Source organism: Pelagimonas varians (assembly GCF_003208435.1).
Classification (GTDB): domain Bacteria; phylum Pseudomonadota; class Alphaproteobacteria; order Rhodobacterales; family Rhodobacteraceae; genus Pelagimonas; species Pelagimonas varians.
On sequence record NZ_QKMF01000002.1, the window covers coordinates 215456 to 230707 of the forward strand.

General features: G+C 57.4%; 13 protein-coding genes and 1 tRNA gene. 3 read left to right on the forward strand and 11 right to left on the reverse strand.

Translation table 11 applies throughout. The features are described 5' to 3' along the window. Positions 1-160: 160 nt before the first annotated feature. Positions 161-1948, reverse strand: a complete 1788-nt coding sequence (locus C8N36_RS03515) for an ABC transporter transmembrane domain-containing protein (RefSeq protein WP_097803241.1) — start codon at positions 1946-1948, stop codon at positions 161-163. A gap of 317 nt (positions 1949-2265) precedes the next feature. On the opposite strand from C8N36_RS03515, the gene C8N36_RS03520 reads away from it, so the two are divergent. After that, on the forward strand, positions 2266-3396 hold the full coding sequence (locus tag C8N36_RS03520; protein WP_097803242.1) for an alpha/beta hydrolase: 1131 nt from the start codon (positions 2266-2268) through the stop codon (positions 3394-3396). A 124-nt stretch (positions 3397-3520) separates the two neighbouring features. Here the strand turns inward: C8N36_RS03520 and C8N36_RS03525 are convergent. The 3 genes from C8N36_RS03525 to C8N36_RS03535 all read right to left on the reverse strand — a co-directional run bounded on the left by C8N36_RS03525 (position 3521) and on the right by C8N36_RS03535 (position 5506). Then, positions 3521-3594, reverse strand: a tRNA-Gly gene (locus C8N36_RS03525). Between the two features lie 42 nt (positions 3595-3636). Continuing rightward, positions 3637-4302 (reverse strand): SOS response-associated peptidase, encoded by a 666-nt coding sequence (locus C8N36_RS03530; RefSeq protein ID WP_097803243.1) that lies wholly within the window; start codon positions 4300-4302, stop codon positions 3637-3639. 4 nt (positions 4303-4306) lie between these two features. Next, positions 4307-5506, reverse strand: a complete 1200-nt coding sequence (locus C8N36_RS03535) for a class I SAM-dependent methyltransferase (RefSeq protein ID WP_097803244.1) — start codon at positions 5504-5506, stop codon at positions 4307-4309. Between the two features lie 50 nt (positions 5507-5556). On the opposite strand from C8N36_RS03535, the gene C8N36_RS03540 reads away from it, so the two are divergent. Next, positions 5557-6123, forward strand: a complete 567-nt coding sequence (locus tag C8N36_RS03540; protein ID WP_245910711.1) for a flavodoxin family protein — start codon at positions 5557-5559, stop codon at positions 6121-6123. Here the strand turns inward: C8N36_RS03540 and C8N36_RS03545 are convergent. After that, positions 6120-6422 (reverse strand): DnaJ family domain-containing protein, encoded by a 303-nt coding sequence (locus tag C8N36_RS03545; protein ID WP_097803402.1) that lies wholly within the window; start codon positions 6420-6422, stop codon positions 6120-6122. The two genes, C8N36_RS03540 and C8N36_RS03545, sit on opposite strands and share 4 nt — an antisense overlap. Before the next feature lie 150 nt (positions 6423-6572). On the opposite strand from C8N36_RS03545, the gene C8N36_RS03550 reads away from it, so the two are divergent. Beyond that, on the forward strand, positions 6573-8453 hold the full coding sequence (locus C8N36_RS03550; protein WP_097803245.1) for an acyl-CoA synthetase: 1881 nt from the start codon (positions 6573-6575) through the stop codon (positions 8451-8453). Between the two features lie 16 nt (positions 8454-8469). On the opposite strand, the gene C8N36_RS03555 is transcribed toward C8N36_RS03550, so the two are convergent. The 6 genes from C8N36_RS03555 to C8N36_RS03580 all read right to left on the reverse strand — a co-directional run bounded on the left by C8N36_RS03555 (position 8470) and on the right by C8N36_RS03580 (position 15251). Further along, complete coding sequence (locus C8N36_RS03555) at positions 8470-9897, reverse strand: amidase (protein ID WP_097803246.1); 1428 nt, start codon at positions 9895-9897, stop codon at positions 8470-8472. Beyond that, a complete protein-coding gene (locus tag C8N36_RS03560) occupies positions 9887-10210 on the reverse strand; it encodes an ArsR/SmtB family transcription factor (protein ID WP_245910712.1) in 324 nt (107 codons plus the stop codon). The genes C8N36_RS03555 and C8N36_RS03560 overlap by 11 nt, the downstream gene beginning before the upstream one ends. Positions 10211-10299: 89 nt before the next feature. Beyond that, on the reverse strand, positions 10300-11538 hold the full coding sequence (locus C8N36_RS03565) for a mandelate racemase/muconate lactonizing enzyme family protein (protein WP_097803247.1): 1239 nt from the start codon (positions 11536-11538) through the stop codon (positions 10300-10302). Positions 11539-11564: 26 nt separating this feature from the next. Further along, complete coding sequence (locus C8N36_RS03570) at positions 11565-12641, reverse strand: zinc-binding dehydrogenase (protein WP_097803248.1); 1077 nt, start codon at positions 12639-12641, stop codon at positions 11565-11567. Positions 12642-12715: 74 nt separating this feature from the next. Continuing rightward, a complete protein-coding gene (locus C8N36_RS03575) occupies positions 12716-13921 on the reverse strand; it encodes a TCR/Tet family MFS transporter (protein ID WP_097803249.1) in 1206 nt (401 codons plus the stop codon). Between the two features lie 4 nt (positions 13922-13925). Next, positions 13926-15251 carry a lyase family protein gene (locus C8N36_RS03580; RefSeq protein ID WP_097803250.1) on the reverse strand — a complete coding sequence of 442 codons (1326 nt, stop codon included), beginning with the start codon at positions 15249-15251 and terminating at the stop codon, positions 13926-13928. Between the last annotated feature and the right edge of the window lies 1 nt (position 15252).

The following is a 15252-nucleotide window of genomic DNA, read 5'->3' on the forward strand; positions in this document are numbered from 1 at the left end:
AGGCTGGTTTTCAAAGGGGCGAAAGCGCAGGCTTTTGCCCCTTTTTCTGTGTTTTTGAATCCGGTTGGCTATGGGCAACGGCCCCGTGAAAACCTAGGCCCGTCGAACGGCGCTCGCTCTTGCGAGCATCGCCCCGCCCACCGTCCCATCGGTCACATGTTCAGCCGTCCGTGAACTGCATTTTGGCAAGCTGTGCGTAAAGCCCGCCTTGAGCCACCAGATCGTCGTGAGTGCCCATCGCCGCGATACGGCCATGATCCATGACAACAATGCGGTCAGCCTTTTTCACCGTAGCCAAGCGGTGGGCAACAATCACGGTTGTGCGGTTTTGCGACAAGGTATCGACTGCGGATTGAACCGCGCGTTCACTGGCTGCATCCAGCGCCGATGTTGCCTCGTCCAAGAGCAGGACCGGGGCGTCGCGCAAGATCGCGCGGGCAATCGCCACACGTTGCTTTTGACCGCCTGAGAGCATCACTCCGCGTTCGCCGAGCCATGTGTCATATCCGTCAGTCAGATCAGAGAGGAAGTCATGGGCGGCGGCAGCCTTAGCGGCGGCTTCGACTTCGGCGTCTGATGCGTCTGGGCGTCCAAACCGGATGTTCTCGCGCGCGGAGGTGGCAAAAATCATCGGCTCTTGCGGGACAAGTGCGATGTGACTGCGGAAATCAGCGCGGGCCATATCGGTCAATGGGATGCCATCCAGTGTCACGCAGCCCGACAAGGGGTCATAAAAGCGCTGGATCATTTGAACGATTGTTGTTTTGCCAGCACCAGACGGGCCAACAAGCGCAACCGTTTCCCCTGGCGCGATGGTCAGGGACACATTGGACAAGGTCGAGACATCGGGACGTGACGGATATGAGAACTCAACATTGTCAAAAACGATCTCGCCTCTGACGGGGCTGCTAAGGGTCTTGGGTATGGCAGGGTCTTGGACGGTGTCTTCGGCTTGCAGCAATTCAACCAATCGCTCTGTTGCACCAGCGGCGCGTTGCAATTCGCCGAACACTTCGGACAAAGAGCCGACGGCACCCGCGACGAGGACTGACAAGATCACAAACTGGACCAACGTCCCAGCGGTCATGCCGCCCGCGCGCACATCCCACGCCCCGATCCAAAGCACGCCGACAACGCCGGTAAAAACCAAAAAGATAACAATCGCAGTCATAACGGACCGTGTCCAAATCCGGCTTTGAGCCGAAGCAAAGCTTTTCTCGGTCATGTCAGAAAAGAGGGCGCGTGAACGGGTTTCATGTGTGTAGGCCTGGACTGTTTGCACCGCGCTGAGGGCTTCGGATGCATTGCCCGAACTTTCTGCGATCCAGTCTTGGTTTTCGCGGCTCAGTTTGCGCAGCCTGCGCCCCAATACCATGATGGGTACGACCACTAATGGCACAATCAGCAAAACGAGGCCGGTCAACTTGGGCGACGTGATGAGCATCAAACCCATGCCGCCAATGAACATCAAAACATTGCGCAATGCGACAGATACCGATGATCCGATGACCGATAGAATAAGCGTTGTGTCGGTGGTGATGCGGCTGAGCACTTCGCCGGTCATGGTTTTTTCGAAGAACGACGGCGACAGGCCGATCACCTTGTCAAACACTGCCTTGCGAATATCGGCGACCACGCGTTCGCCAAACCGCGTCACCAGCGCATAACGCAGCGCAGTGCCAACGGCCAAGGCGGCGGCGATGGCCAAAGCTGCGCCAAAATACTGGTCAAGCAATGCGCCATCTTCGACGCTAAAATTGTCGACCACCCGGCGGACGGCCAATGGCAGGAGTAGCGATAGCGTAGCGGTGGTCATCAATGCCAAGAGGGCGGCGATCATTTGGCCGCGATAGGGGCGCATATAGGGCCACAGAGCGCGGAGCGATCCAAGGCTTTTGGATTTCTCGCGATCTGCTTCGGCAGAGGTCATAGAGGTGCCGCGGGCCATTGTGCTTCCTTTATCTTAGCGTCTTGCGGTTTTGCCATGTGTGCAGCGCGGGTCAAGCGTTCAGTTGACGCGGGCACCGACATTCCAGCAATATTATGTTCCGAGAACACGCCTTAGGTCCGGTTTTCTCTAGCATAGCTTTGGGTCATAGGCCTTCTCTTTCGTCTTGCCTGCGCAACTGGCAACCAAGCCGATGGGGGCAAAAACAAGGGGCCAAGCCTTGACAACATGGGGGCTGTTCCTCCCAATGCGGGGAACGTGTACGGGAAAGATTCCCCAGATCGCATCAGTTTTTAACCGTAGGGGAGGTCGATCACGTGACCGCAATTATTTCACGAAACGTTGTCGTGACGGGTTTTGTCAAATCCCTGTCGATTTGCGCGATCGTCTTGCTTGCGGCTTGCGCACGTGATCCGGACTTGATCGGTATCGACAACCCGGAGATCCCGGTTGCCTCGGTTGCGACGGCGACCAAACATAAAATCTTTTTGGCGTCGACGCGGCAACCAACGGAGACCGCAGGCGTTTTCTTTTCTGAAGATCGCGCACCAAGTTTAGGCTTGGCATCGGTCCAAGTGTCTATTCCTCCGACTCATATTGTCGGAGAATTGAACCGTCCCAAGGTTTTGCCACCAGATCCAAGAACCGAATATGCCGTTGTAGATCCGGTTCGTTTCGACAGCAATGGGGCCTTTGTCGCGGCCGTGAATGCCGAATTGGCCAAGCGGCCAAGAGGCGAGAGAGATATTTTATTCTTTGTGCACGGGTATAATAATACCACCAGTGATGCCGTCCTGCGTCTTGCGCAATTCGTTCAGGACAGTGACTTTCAAGGGGTGCCGGTGCTGTTTGACTGGGCGTCGGCAGCCAATGTGACGCGCTACGTTTATGACATGAACAGTGCCCTGATTGCGCGTCCCCAAGCCATTGAAATCGGTAAAATACTGGATCAAACAATTGCCGAAGGATACGATGTCTTCGCGCATTCTATGGGCAGTCTTTTGGTCATGGAAGGCATGGTAGATCTGGCGCAACGCGGCGAACTGGACGATGCAAGCAGGTTACGCAATGTCATTTTAGCGTCACCTGATATCGATATGGATTTGTTCCGATCGCAGATTGCTGCATTGGATGCGATCAAGGATCGTCTGTATGTCCTGATGTCCGAAGACGATAAAGCGCTCAGTTTTTCGCGCCGGGTTGCGGGCGGTGTTCCGCGGGTAGGGGCCTCTAATGCGGAAGAGCTGGCCGAATTGGGCGTGTTTGCCATTGACCTGACGGATGTCGATGATTCGTCTTCCGGCACGCACTCCAAGTTTGCGGGTTCACCTGAAGTCGTCGAACTTTTGGGGACGGCTTTGAACAACAGTTCGAACTTTTCTGCGCGCTCACGCGGAATCCATTTAAGTGACATGCTGAGCGGTATTCCGATTACTGTGGCATTTTAACAAAGGCTCTGCGGCGGCGTCGTTCCGATGATCGCCGTTGCCAATAGGGGCTTCCCAAAATTTGGTAAGCGTCCCGGCGCGCAGAGGGCACGACGGACAGGTATCATAAAACGAAAGAGGAAGTTGGAGCGGGTAGCGGGAATCGAACCCGCGCCTTAAGCTTGGAAGGCTCTTATGATACCATTTCACCATACCCGCAGCGAAGACGGATGTAAGACAGCGCTGCGGTAAGGTCAACAGTCAACCTGCGTGAATTTGTTTTATCAGGTCGGGTCCGTTGGCACGGTTGGAATTTACCTTTGTTGAAACGCGGTGACAGTGCAAAATGTCATCGTTTGATGGCTGCATCAAAGTTGCTGCGCCAAAGCCCTCTTCACCGAGCCATTTCCCCCATGTCTCCGGCTCCAAGATAACTGGCATTCGGTGGTGGATTTTTTGCATCCAGGCATTGGCACCAACGGTCACCATGGCGCAGGTTCGCATCTGATCTGATCCTGTCCCCCAGTTCTGCCAAACACCCGCAAAAACCATAGGCTGCCCGTCCGTGCGGGTGATGTACCAAGGCAGACGGTTGCCGTCTGGATCTTTGGTCCATTCATAAAAGCCGGTGCAGGGAATCAAACAGCGTCTGGACCGGCACGCCTCCCGAAAGGCGGGTTTTTCCGCGATGGTTTCCGCCCGGGCATTGATCAGCAACGGCCCACCGTTTGGTTTGTCATACCACTGCGGAATAAACCCCCAGCGCATGGGGCGAAGCAAACGGCGCTCCCCGGATTGCACCACATGGATCTGCGTGGTCGGACAGGTGTTGAAATTCGGCACATCGGGCAGGTCATTGGCCGGTGCGGCGTTAAACAAGTGCGCCATCGCCTCATGAGGCAGGGTTATGGCAAAACGGCCGCACATGCCGTCACCGACGGGCCAAAAGTGAAGAATATAGCATCATACCCCAGCCGCACAGCAGCGTTTCGACCGGTGTCCAAGCCATACCAAAGCTAAGCGCATCCATCCGGTTGGCTTTGGCAATCTGGGCAAGGCTACGCTGGCCGTTGATGCCAGCAATTAGCGGGGCGGCGGTTTTGGGCAGCCGCGCTTGGACTTTCACGCCATCGGCACCAATTGGCAGGGGTTTTCCGGCGGCGACGGCCTTGGCCAAAGCGGCAGGTTGCACGCCTCGCAAATGCGGGATCAAGGCGCGATTGCTGCCTTTGGCGATTTTGCGGTCCGCGCCTTTGGGCAGGGCATAGCCGACATGAAGCCTGATTGTGCCGGTCAGCTTTTCTGCCACGGACATGGCTGCAGCATCCGTCATATCCGCCGGGCGCGGGGTGATGCGATTCAGATCATAAAGGGCGGGCGTGCAAAAGCTTTGAAGTTGCCAATCGGTTTGATCTAGCACGTCCAGCAAATCCGGCACGTCATAGGCTCGGTCTTGTCCATGAAGCAAAAGGTCATAAAAACCGGCGTCGCTGGTTTGATGATCCGTGAGGTTGGGGTTGTTTTTGAACGGATGACCTTGGGGCAATGCGTCTACAATTTTTCGCGCCGTTGCCAAGCGCTCTTTGGGGGGTAGCCCTTCTAGCAAGGTGCCAAAACCTTCTTGCAACGGATAAACGCCTGAGCGGCCATAGGGGGCATAGACCATAAACCCAAAGCCGCCGCCGGGGGCCAGCGCAGCGCGCAAGGCCGCAAAACCGGCGCTGGGGTCGGGCAGGTGGTGCAGCACGCCGCAGCTGTCGATATAGTCAAATTCGCCGTAGTCTGGCGCATCCAGCAGGCTTCCGGTTTCAAATCGGATTCCGGTCAATCCGCGCGCCCGAGCCCGTGCTTCCGCCACTGCGCGGGATGCTGTTGATAAATCGACATAGGTTATTTCATAGGGCGCACCAGCGGATGTGAGGATTTGCGCCAGTTGGATCAGCCCGTCGCCGGTGCCGCCGCCTGCAACCAGCACCCGCAAGGGCTGAGACCAGTCGCGCTGACCGCCAAACAAGAAGTGATCCAGTTCCAATGGATTGGACGGCGATCCGGTGATCAACCGCTTGGCCTCATCCTTGGGATCGCGTTCGGGATAGGGGTAGGCTTCGTATTGCTCTTTGACCGAGACCATGGGGCTTCTCTGCTCTTGTGACTTGGGCCACAATCGCCCAGTCTGCGGGGATGACGCAAGCGAATACCCCTTTGATCTGCATTCCCTATTTCTCAGGCTCTGGCCACACCGCACGTTTGGCAGCGCACATCGGGTCTGGCGCGGGGAGCGCGCGGTTGATCGACGTCGCTGCGATAACTGACGCGGATTGGGCCGCGTTGGATGCGGCGACGCTGATTGTTTTTGGCGCACCGACCTATATGGGCTCAACCGCAGCGCAATTCGACGTTTTTCTGGAAGAAGCGTCATCGCGTTGGCAAGACATGGTATGGGCCGACAAAATGGCCGCTGGATTTACTGTCGCCACGCATCCGTCCGGAGATAAACTGTCGGCCTTGATGCGGATGTCGGTTTACGCGGCTCAGATGGGGATGATCTGGGTGGGGCAAACCAGTATCGGCGCGCCGGTCTTTCCCAAAGCCGAGGGACTGAATACCGATGGCAGTTGGCTGGGCCTGATGGCAACATCATCGCGAGACAAATCAGAGCTTATCACGCCGCAGGATGCGCTGACGGCCAACAGTTTCGGGACCCGTCTGGCCGGTGCTGCACAGCGCTGGTCCGTGGGGGCGGATTAACCGCGTTTGCGGGAAATCTCGATCCGGGCTTCTAGCATCGACATGTCTGCAATCAAACGCTTGCGTTCGGTTCTATCCCCGGTTTCCAGCAATTCGCCGCGCAGGCGCGATAATTCACGACTGAGCGATACAAATTCAGGCACGGCACCATTGTCCTTGAGAATCCGGTTCATCACGGCGTTTGCAGGATCATCGCATTGCGGCAACGGTTGGCCCGTGCCGGTGAGATTGTCGAAATCACCCTCGGCCTCGGCCTTGGCAATCCGCGCATTTATTAGATCAATCAAGGGATGGTCCATGGGCGGCATAGTGCCATGTGAGCTGCGTCTTGTCACCTGCGCCATGAAAACGCAGCGTCATAGTCATCATGCCCCAACGTCCAGAACACTTGCGCGGTGCCTATATTATTTTAACAATGCAACAAGCGAGTTTAGGGGAGGTGGGCGATCATGACTTATGCAGGCGTGGACGACAGAAATACTATGGAACAGCAAATGCCTTGGGCGGATCGGGATATTCCGGTCAGTCTGTTCGGGCAGCTTTGCCGGACGGCTGACAAGTTTCCCGATCGTCCGGCCGCGAGTTATCAGTTGCTGTCCGGCCCGTCTGACAAGGCAGAAACCGTCAGCTGGTCGCATCTGCGGGATAGGGTTGCTCAAACCGCCAATATGCTGCGCAAGCTGGGCATAGGCGAAACGGATGTGGTGGCCTTTGTGCTGCCCAATTGCACCGAAACACTCTATGCGATGCTTGGCGGCGCTGTGGCCGGGATCGTTAACCCCATCAACCCCTTGCTGGAACCGGAGCAGATCGCTTCGATCCTGCGCGAAGTCGACGCCAAAGTTGTGGTGACACTCAAGGCCTTCCCAAAGGCGGATATTGCGCAAAAGGTTGCTGAGGCTGTGCGCCATGCTCCGCATGTGCATACGGTGGTCGAGATCGATTTGAACCGGTATCTGACACCTCCCAAGTCGTGGATTGTACCGCTGATCCGCCCCAAAAACGACGGCAATACCCATGTCGACGTGTTGAACTTTACCAAGGAAGTCGCCAAGCAAAACACCACTTTGGATTTCGAAGACAGCACAGAGGACCGGATCGCAGCCTTTTTCCACACTGGCGGCACCACCGGGATGCCAAAAGTGGCGCAGCATTTGTATTCGGGTATGCACTACAACGGCTGGTTGGGCGCGACGCTGCTGTTCGATGAAAAAGACAACATCATGTGTCCGCTGCCGCTGTTCCATGTCTTTGCGGTGCATGTCATCATGATGGCAGCGATCCATTCGGGCGCGCATGTGGTGTTCCCAACCCCCCAAGGGTATCGCGGCGAAGGCGTGTTCGACAATTTTTGGAAGTTGTGCGAGCGTTGGAAGATCAGCTTTATCATCACTGTGCCAACAGCTGTGTCTGCTTTGATGCAGCGCCCCGTGGATGCCGATATTTCATCGGTTAAAACAGCCTTTTCAGGGTCGGCCCCGATGCCGATGGAACTGTTTAAACGGTTCGAAGACACATGCGGTGTTAGAATTTGCGAAGGCTATGGACTGACCGAAGCCACCTGCCTTGTATCGGTCAACCCGCCGGACGGGCTGAAAAAAATCGGCTCGGTCGGAATCCCCCTGCCATATAACAAGGTGAAAATCCTCAAGACGGTGAATGGCGAACCGGTGGAATGCGCGGCCGATGAGATCGGAGAAATCTGCGTGTCCAATCCGGGGGTTTATGCCGGATCAACCTATACCGAAGTCGATAAGAACAAAGACCTTTTCCACTATGGGACATTCTTGCGCACAGGCGATCTGGGCCGTTTGGACGAAGACGATTATCTGTGGATCACAGGCCGCGCCAAGGACTTGATTATCCGCGGCGGACACAACATCGATCCGGCCGAGATCGAAGAGGCGATGCTGTCTCATCCGGCCGTGGCTTTTGCCGGTGCGATTGGTCAACCTGATGCCCATGCGGGTGAATTGCCCTGCGTCTTTGTCGAACTGGTTGACGGCGGCGAGGCGAGCGAAGCCGAACTGATGGAACATGCCAAAAAGCATGTGCACGAAAGGGCCGCACGCCCCAAGCATCTGACGATTCTTGATGAATTGCCCAAAACTGCAGTTGGCAAGATTTTCAAACCGGACTTGCGCAAACATGCGATTACCCGAATCTACAATGCGGCGCTTGAGGCGGCGGATTGCCCTGCCCGCGTTGTGTCGGTTCAAGATGACAAAAAGCGCGGGCTTGTGGCGCAATTAGAGGCGAATTGCGCGGATGAGGCCGCAGTCAGCAAGGTGCTCGGGGCCTTTGTCCGGCCTTGGGAATGGGCTGCCTGATAGGCAGGCCCGCCTGCTACAGGTGCCGTACGATCGGGTCGATCGGCGAGGAGGAGAGCGCCAAGGCTTGCTCCATCGCGCGGGCGACTTGTAACAACCGGCCTTCCCCGCGGGGGCGGCCAATCAACTGTATGCCAACCGGCAGCCCTTGGTCCGTGAACCCAACCGGAAGCGACAGCGCGGGCAGACCGCAAACCGTGGCCAGCATCGAAAACCGCAACCAGTCCAGATAATCTTCGCACGGCACACCATTCACATCGGGCGGATATTCAATTTCAGCGCGGAGCGGGGCGATACCGTTCACCGGACAGGCCAAGACTTCAAATCGGGTCAGGAATTGACGCATGCTGTCATAGAGCCGCGAACGGCGCCCCATGGCCTCGGCCACCTGATCCATTTCCAGCGCCCGACCCTCTGCAATGTTCTGCTGCAAAGTGGGCTTATAGTGCTGGGTGATCCGCTTTGGCGTGTTTCGCGCACCGGTCCAAAACCCAAAGGCCCGCAGGGTGCGGAAACAGGCTTCAAAGGTCGGCACGTCCGGCGATTCTTCGACAACATCAAAGGACGGCGTCGAAATTTTCGACAAGGCACTGCCGAGAATGCCGGTAATTTCGGCGGTGACGGGGGCAAGGCCACCCAAATCCGGGGAAAAGGCCACGCGGATGTCACCGGCGTCCATTCGGCAGGTATGCAAATAGGTTTGATCCGGCGCGGGATAAGAGAGTGGCCAAGTCGGATCAAACCCCGACATGGCATCAAGCATCAAGGCGCAGTCTTCGACAGTGCGCGCCATCGGGCCTTCGACCGGCATAGGGTCAAACCCCTGCGCCGATGGCCCGCCGCCTGCTACGCCGGGCGAGGGCCGTAAACCGACGATGCCGCAAAAACTGGCTGGGGTGCGTAGGCTGCCACCCAGATCGGAGCCTTGGCTGAGCCAGACTTCACCGGTTGCCAGTCCTGCCGCCGCTCCGCCAGAAGACCCGCCGGCGTTCATCCGCGTATCCCATGGGTTTCGGGTCCTGCCAAAAACACTGTTAAAGGTGTTGGCACCTGCGCCCATTTCCGGGGTGTTGGTTTTGCCCATAACCACCGCGCCGCGCTGTTCCAGCCGCGTGACAATCGGGTCGGATACGGTGGGAACAAAGTCGGACAGACCTTGAGTGCCATAAGTGGTGCGCACATCTGCGACCGGCGTTAAGTCCTTGATCCCGATCGGAAGGCCTGCCAACAGACTGACTGGGCTGGCCTGTGCTGCCGCAGCCATGGCGCGATCTTGGCAAACGGTGACCATGGCATTGATGCCGGGGGATGTTTGGTCGATCCGCTTTGCGCTTGCCTGCACCAACTCGGCTGGGGAAACGTCCTTGCGCTGCAACATACCGACAATGTCGCAGGCGCTTAACCCACAAAGATCCGGGCCAGAAAAAACCGGCTTAGCCTTCATCCGTACCTGCGCAGAAAATGTCATACAGCAGGGCAATCACGCGGCTCGTGTCTTCGTTGGCAAGACTATAGTAAATCGTCTTGCCATCGCGGCGGGTTGCCACCAAACCTTCTTCGCGCAGGCGGGCCAGCATTTGACTGACCGCCGCCTGACGGATCTCCAGAAGCGATTCTAACTCGCCAACTGACTTTTCGCCGGATCCCAAATGGCACAGGATCATCAATCGCCCTTCATGCGCCAAGGTCTTTAGAAACACCGCAGCGTGGCGTGCGTTGTTGGCCATTTCCTCGGGCGGGGCAGGTGGCTTGGGCATTTGGTTCACTGTTCAAAATTCCACTGTCTGTTTGCGCAGACAATACCAGTGCTGTCTGGAAAATGCGAGATTGCGTTTTTATTTACATTTCAATCGCTTGGGTGAACCGAGGGGGCACCCCCCTCAAAGAGATTCCCATTCGCATAGTCGCAAGGCGCATCTTGCATTTGCAAGTGTAGCCCATTGCCGGTGTAGGGGTGGGCGCGGGCCAGGGCTTCGTCGACCTCAATTCCCAAACCGGGTTCTTGGGGCGCTGTGACAAAACCGTCTTCGACACGAAGGGTACTTTTGATCAGGGCGTCATGGAACGGGGTTTCGATGGTTTCAGCCATCAACAGGTTGGGTATCGCAACCCCGAGTTGGATATTGGCAGCCCATTCCACAGGCCCGGCATAAAGATGCGGTGCGACCTCGGCGTTAAAGCTTTCGGCAAGCGACGCAATTTTGCGGGACTCCCAAATGCCGCCTGCGCGGCCAAGCGCTGGCTGCAAGATTTTGGCTCCACCTGTGCGCAAAAGCGCTGAAAATTCACTACGGGTGCTGAGACGTTCACCCGTGGCAATTGGAATGCGAACGGCCCGTGCAACCTGTTCATATTCCAGCAGATTATCCGGCGGAACCGGCTCTTCGAACCACAGGGGGTTATAGGGCTCAATGGCTTGCCCCAACCGGATTGCGCCTGAGGTGTTGAATTGCCCATGGGTGCCGAACAGCAGGTCAGCCTTGTCGCCAACAGCGTCGCGGATGGCTTTGCAAAAGGCAACAGACTGGCTGATGTCAGACATCGCGGGCTGATGGCCGCCGCGCATTGTATAAGGGCCAGCAGGGTCGAATTTGACGGCCGTATAGCCACGTGACACGCAGTCAAGCGCCGCCTCTGCTGCCATATCGGCGTTGCCCCAGAACTCGGGCAAGGGGTGTTCAGCCATCGGATACAGATAGGTGTAGGCCCGCACCCGTTCATTCATCATGCCGCCCAGCAGCGCCCAGACGGGACGGCCACGAGCCTTGCCCAAAATGTCCCAACACGCAATTTCAAGACCTGAAAATGCACCCATAACCGTCAAATCAGGGCGTTGAGTAAAGCCCGAGCTATAGGTGCGGCGGAACATGCGTTCGATATTCTCTGGGTTTTCGCCGTCGAAATACCGCTCAAACACGTCCGAAATCACGGCGCGCATCGCTTCGGGCCCGATGGAGGAAGCATAGCATTCGCCCCAACCGGTGATCCCGTCATCAGTTGTGAGTTTCACCAATATCCAATAGCGACCGCCCCAGCCGGGGGCAGGCGGTGCAGTGACGATTATGTCAAGATCACGTAGTTTCATTGTGGTGCATCCCGGCAGGCAAGTGATTAAAATAAAATGACGTTTCGACGCGCACCACCGGTTTTCGTATCGGCAATCGCTTCGTTGATTTGTTCAAGTGTCCAGCGGCCAGAGACCAGTTCATCCAGCTTTAAACGCCCTTGCTGGTACAGGTCCGCCATCCATGGGATATCGCGTGAAATAACGACGTCGCCCATTTTTGACCCGATCATATGCTGGCCCATAAAGGCTGGGACGACGGGTTCATATTGCGCCATTGCGCCAGTATGGGGCATGCCGACCATAACCATGCGCCCGCCATAACCCAGATAGCGCATCGCACTGTCATAGGCGGGGATTGCGCCAACGGTCACAGCCACCAGATCGGCCCCGCGCCCCAGCGCTTTGAATGCATCGCGCCAAGGGGCTTTGCCGTTGGCCAAAACACCATGCGTTGCGCCGAACTCTTTGGCGATTTCCAGCTTTTCTTCGCTCATGTCGACGGCGACAATGCGCCGTGCCCCAGCAATTTTTGCGCCTTGGATTGCGTTCAGACCAACGCCGCCAGCGCCAATGACAACCACGTCTTCGCCTGCCCGCAGGCGGCCTGCATTGATGACGGCACCAATTCCGGTGATCACGCCGCAGGCCATCAGCGCCACGGATTCGGCAGGCATGCTGTCTGGTAACGCGACGACCTGCGTTTGATCGACGACGACTTTTTCCGCAAAGGCCCCGCAATTCATCGCCTGAACGACTTCGGTGCCATCCGCGCGGGTGATCGGGGAACCGGCAGAAGGGGTTTCGCAAATCGTCGGCTTGCCGGTGGCGCAATTTGCGCAGGTGCCGCAGGCGCGGATCAAGGTGACAACCACGCGGTCCCCGTGTTTGAGATTTTTGACACCAGCCCCAAGGCCTGTGACGCGGCCCGCCGCCTCATGGCCGTAAACAGCAGGTAGATCGCCGCCCCAGCCTCCATCGGCGAATGAAATGTCGGAATGGCAAATAGCAACGGCTTCCAGCGTGACCTCAACTTCGCCGTCTTGGGGCGCGCGCAAATGCAGCTCTTCAATCTGCAGAGGGGCACCAAATTCGGTGCATACGGCGGCTTTGATCTTGGTCATATGTCTCTCCTGTTAGGGGTAACCTGTTCGGCCCGCCATCAAGGAGCAAGCGTAAAAACGTCGATATGTGTCGTTTATGACTTTTGACGTCGGGACGCAGGCATCAAAAACATCGCGAGAGCGAAGAGCGTCAACCCCAAAGACAAGACAAAGGGTGCACCGGGAAAGTAGTAACTGGTGTCCGTGGCTGCGAAATATGCAAATATTCCGCCCATAAGCAGCGGTGCGATCGCCATGGCCACAGCTGTGATCGAGCCAAGTATGCCTTGCAATTCACCTTGGCGTTCTGGCCCCAATTTGGTTGACATCATCCCTTGCACCGCGGGCGAAAAGATCGCGCCCAATGCGGCAAGTGGCGTCAGGATCAAGACGACTGTGCCTGAGGTGACCACGGACAGCGCGCCAAACCCGATTGCGGAAAATACCAGCCCTAGAAAAGCCGTACCGCGATTGCCGAAACGGGCAAGAATGCTGCGGATCAATACGCCTTGCACCAAAACCATAGACACTCCGAACAGGGCCAAAGACAGGCCGATCATACCGGCATCCCAATCAAAGCGGGCTTTGGCGAAGTATGCCCAAACAGCGGGATAAACGGTAAAGCTGAATTGATAGCAGAAAAAGCCGATCAGCCCTTTGCCAATTCCCGGCAGTTTAGACAACGTATAAAAGGAGCCAAAGGGGTTGGCGCGGCGCCAGTCAAATTTGCGGCGGATGTCGTCGGTGACGGTTTCGCGCAGCACAAACCAGCCAAAGATCCCGTTGGCTGTGGCCAGCACCGCCGCTGCCCAAAATGGCGCGCGGGTGCCAAATTCGCCCAATGCCCCGCCGATCAGCGGACCGGCGATAAAGCCAACTCCGACGGCGGCCGACACAAGACCAAAACCTTCGGCTTCCTTGCCCGGTTCGGACAGGTCGGCCATTGTGGCCGAGGCTGCGGCATGGGTCGCCGCAGTTATGCCTCCAATAATGCGGCCGACAAGCAGCAACCAGATGGCTCCGGCGAAAGCCATCAACACATAGTCCAGAGCCATGACCGCCAAAGAGACCAACAAAACAGGGCGCCGGCCAAACCGGTCTGACAGACTGCCGAGCAGCGGAGCAAACAAAAACTGCATAACCGCAAAAGCCGCTGTCAAAACCCCGCCCCACAGAGCGGCATCCGCCAAAGAACCGCCGGTGACCTCTTCGATCAGATCGGGCATGACGGGCATGATCAGCCCAACGCCGACAGTGTCGATCATTACGGTTATCAGCACAAAGACGACGGGCAATGGCATCAGGTCAAAGGGCCCTTACGGCGGCGGCGAAATTTCGGGCCTCATCCGGGGCAATGCCCATTTGCCGCTCCATTTCAAAAAGATCCGCGGGCAGGTCGGGATGGGCAGCCCGGCTTAGATCAGCCAGTGGCAGCCCTTTTTCGCGCGCTTCAAGACACAGCGCTTTGGCTGCGGCTTGGGCCTGAGGGCGGGGCATTTTCGCAGCCAGAGCAAAGCTTAGGGCTTCGGCCAAAATTAACCCGCCGGTGTTGTCCAGTGCCCGCTGCATAGCATCGGTATTGGGGTGCATTCCCTCGGCCAAGGTTTTGCCATGTGTCAGGGCTGAAGCGGTGCTCTGTACCAATTGCGGAAAGGTCAGCCATTCCGTGAACCAGGCAGCGCCATCGCGCTGCTGGCGGTGCAACCCAGCGCCCTGCAAGGTTGCGTTCAATCCTTGGACATGGCGTGCCAAAGCAACCAGAGCCGACGGGCCAACCGGATTTTGCTTTTGCGGCATGGTGGAGGATCCGCCCGCGCCGCCCAAAGTGATTTCTGATTGGCCGGATTGGGTGGCAAGGATCAGGTCCTCTCCGAGTTTGCCGAGGGCCATGCTGACGCGTGTCATCCAGTCGGCTTGTTTCAAAATCGGGGTGCGGTCGCTGTGCCAGCTGCGACCCGGATCCCCAAGGCCAAGCTTTTCAGCCAATGCAGCCCGCAGCGCCGCGGGATCCGGCCCGAGTTCGGATGCCGTGCCGGACGCACCAGCCAAAGACACAAGCAAGGTATCACGGCGCAGATCGGGAACGGCTTGCAAGGCGTCCAGCAGCGGCCATCCCCAGCTGGCAACCATCGCACCAAAGCTGGTTGGCGTGGCGTGTTGTCCATAACTGCGCGCGGCCATCGGGGTTTCGGCATGCTGGTCGGCCAGAGCCGCCAAAGCCGCGAGAATGGCGCGCAGGTTGTCTTGCATCTGACCAAGGGCGCGCTTCATCCGCAGCATCAATCCGGTGTCTTGGATGTCTTGCGATGTAGCTCCCCAGTGAAGGTATTGGCCGTGTTCAGGGGCCTGAAGGTTCTTGCGAAAGGAATCGACCAAACCGGGCACTGTGACGCCGTTCTGTCCGCAAGACGCAGCCAGCCCTGCGGGATCGATCTGCAATTCTAAACTGGCCCGCTGTATGGCTTTGGCGCTTTCCATCGGGATCACCCCAGCATCGGCCTGCGCAAGAGCCAGCGATCCATGCACCAGCATCATGGCGCGAATTTCGGCGCTGTCGGAAAACAAACGGCCCGTGTCGCCGGTTGTGAAAAGGGCAGAAAGGTGCAGGCTGTCAAAAGGCGTTGCGGGCATT

Bases quoted from the DNA above. Each gene is read 5' to 3' on its own strand.
- C8N36_RS03515 (WP_097803241.1), bottom strand. From the start codon at position 1,948: ATGGCCCGCGGCACCTCTATGACCTCTGCCGAAGCAGATCGCGAGAAA.
- C8N36_RS03530 (WP_097803243.1), bottom strand. From the start codon at position 4,302: ATGTGCGGCCGTTTTGCCATAACCCTGCCTCATGAGGCGATGGCGCAC.
- C8N36_RS03535 (WP_097803244.1), bottom strand. From the start codon at position 5,506: ATGGTCTCGGTCAAAGAGCAATACGAAGCCTACCCCTATCCCGAACGC.
- C8N36_RS03540 (WP_245910711.1), top strand. From the start codon at position 5,557: ATGACGCAAGCGAATACCCCTTTGATCTGCATTCCCTATTTCTCAGGC.
- C8N36_RS03545 (WP_097803402.1), bottom strand. From the start codon at position 6,422: ATGGACCATCCCTTGATTGATCTAATAAATGCGCGGATTGCCAAGGCC.
- C8N36_RS03550 (WP_097803245.1), top strand. From the start codon at position 6,573: ATGACTTATGCAGGCGTGGACGACAGAAATACTATGGAACAGCAAATG.
- C8N36_RS03555 (WP_097803246.1), bottom strand. From the start codon at position 9,897: ATGAAGGCTAAGCCGGTTTTTTCTGGCCCGGATCTTTGTGGGTTAAGC.
- C8N36_RS03560 (WP_245910712.1), bottom strand. From the start codon at position 10,210: ATGCCCAAGCCACCTGCCCCGCCCGAGGAAATGGCCAACAACGCACGC.
- C8N36_RS03565 (WP_097803247.1), bottom strand. From the start codon at position 11,538: ATGAAACTACGTGATCTTGACATAATCGTCACTGCACCGCCTGCCCCC.
- C8N36_RS03570 (WP_097803248.1), bottom strand. From the start codon at position 12,641: ATGACCAAGATCAAAGCCGCCGTATGCACCGAATTTGGTGCCCCTCTG.
- C8N36_RS03575 (WP_097803249.1), bottom strand. From the start codon at position 13,921: ATGCCATTGCCCGTCGTCTTTGTGCTGATAACCGTAATGATCGACACT.
- C8N36_RS03580 (WP_097803250.1), bottom strand. From the start codon at position 15,251: ATGCCCGCAACGCCTTTTGACAGCCTGCACCTTTCTGCCCTTTTCACA.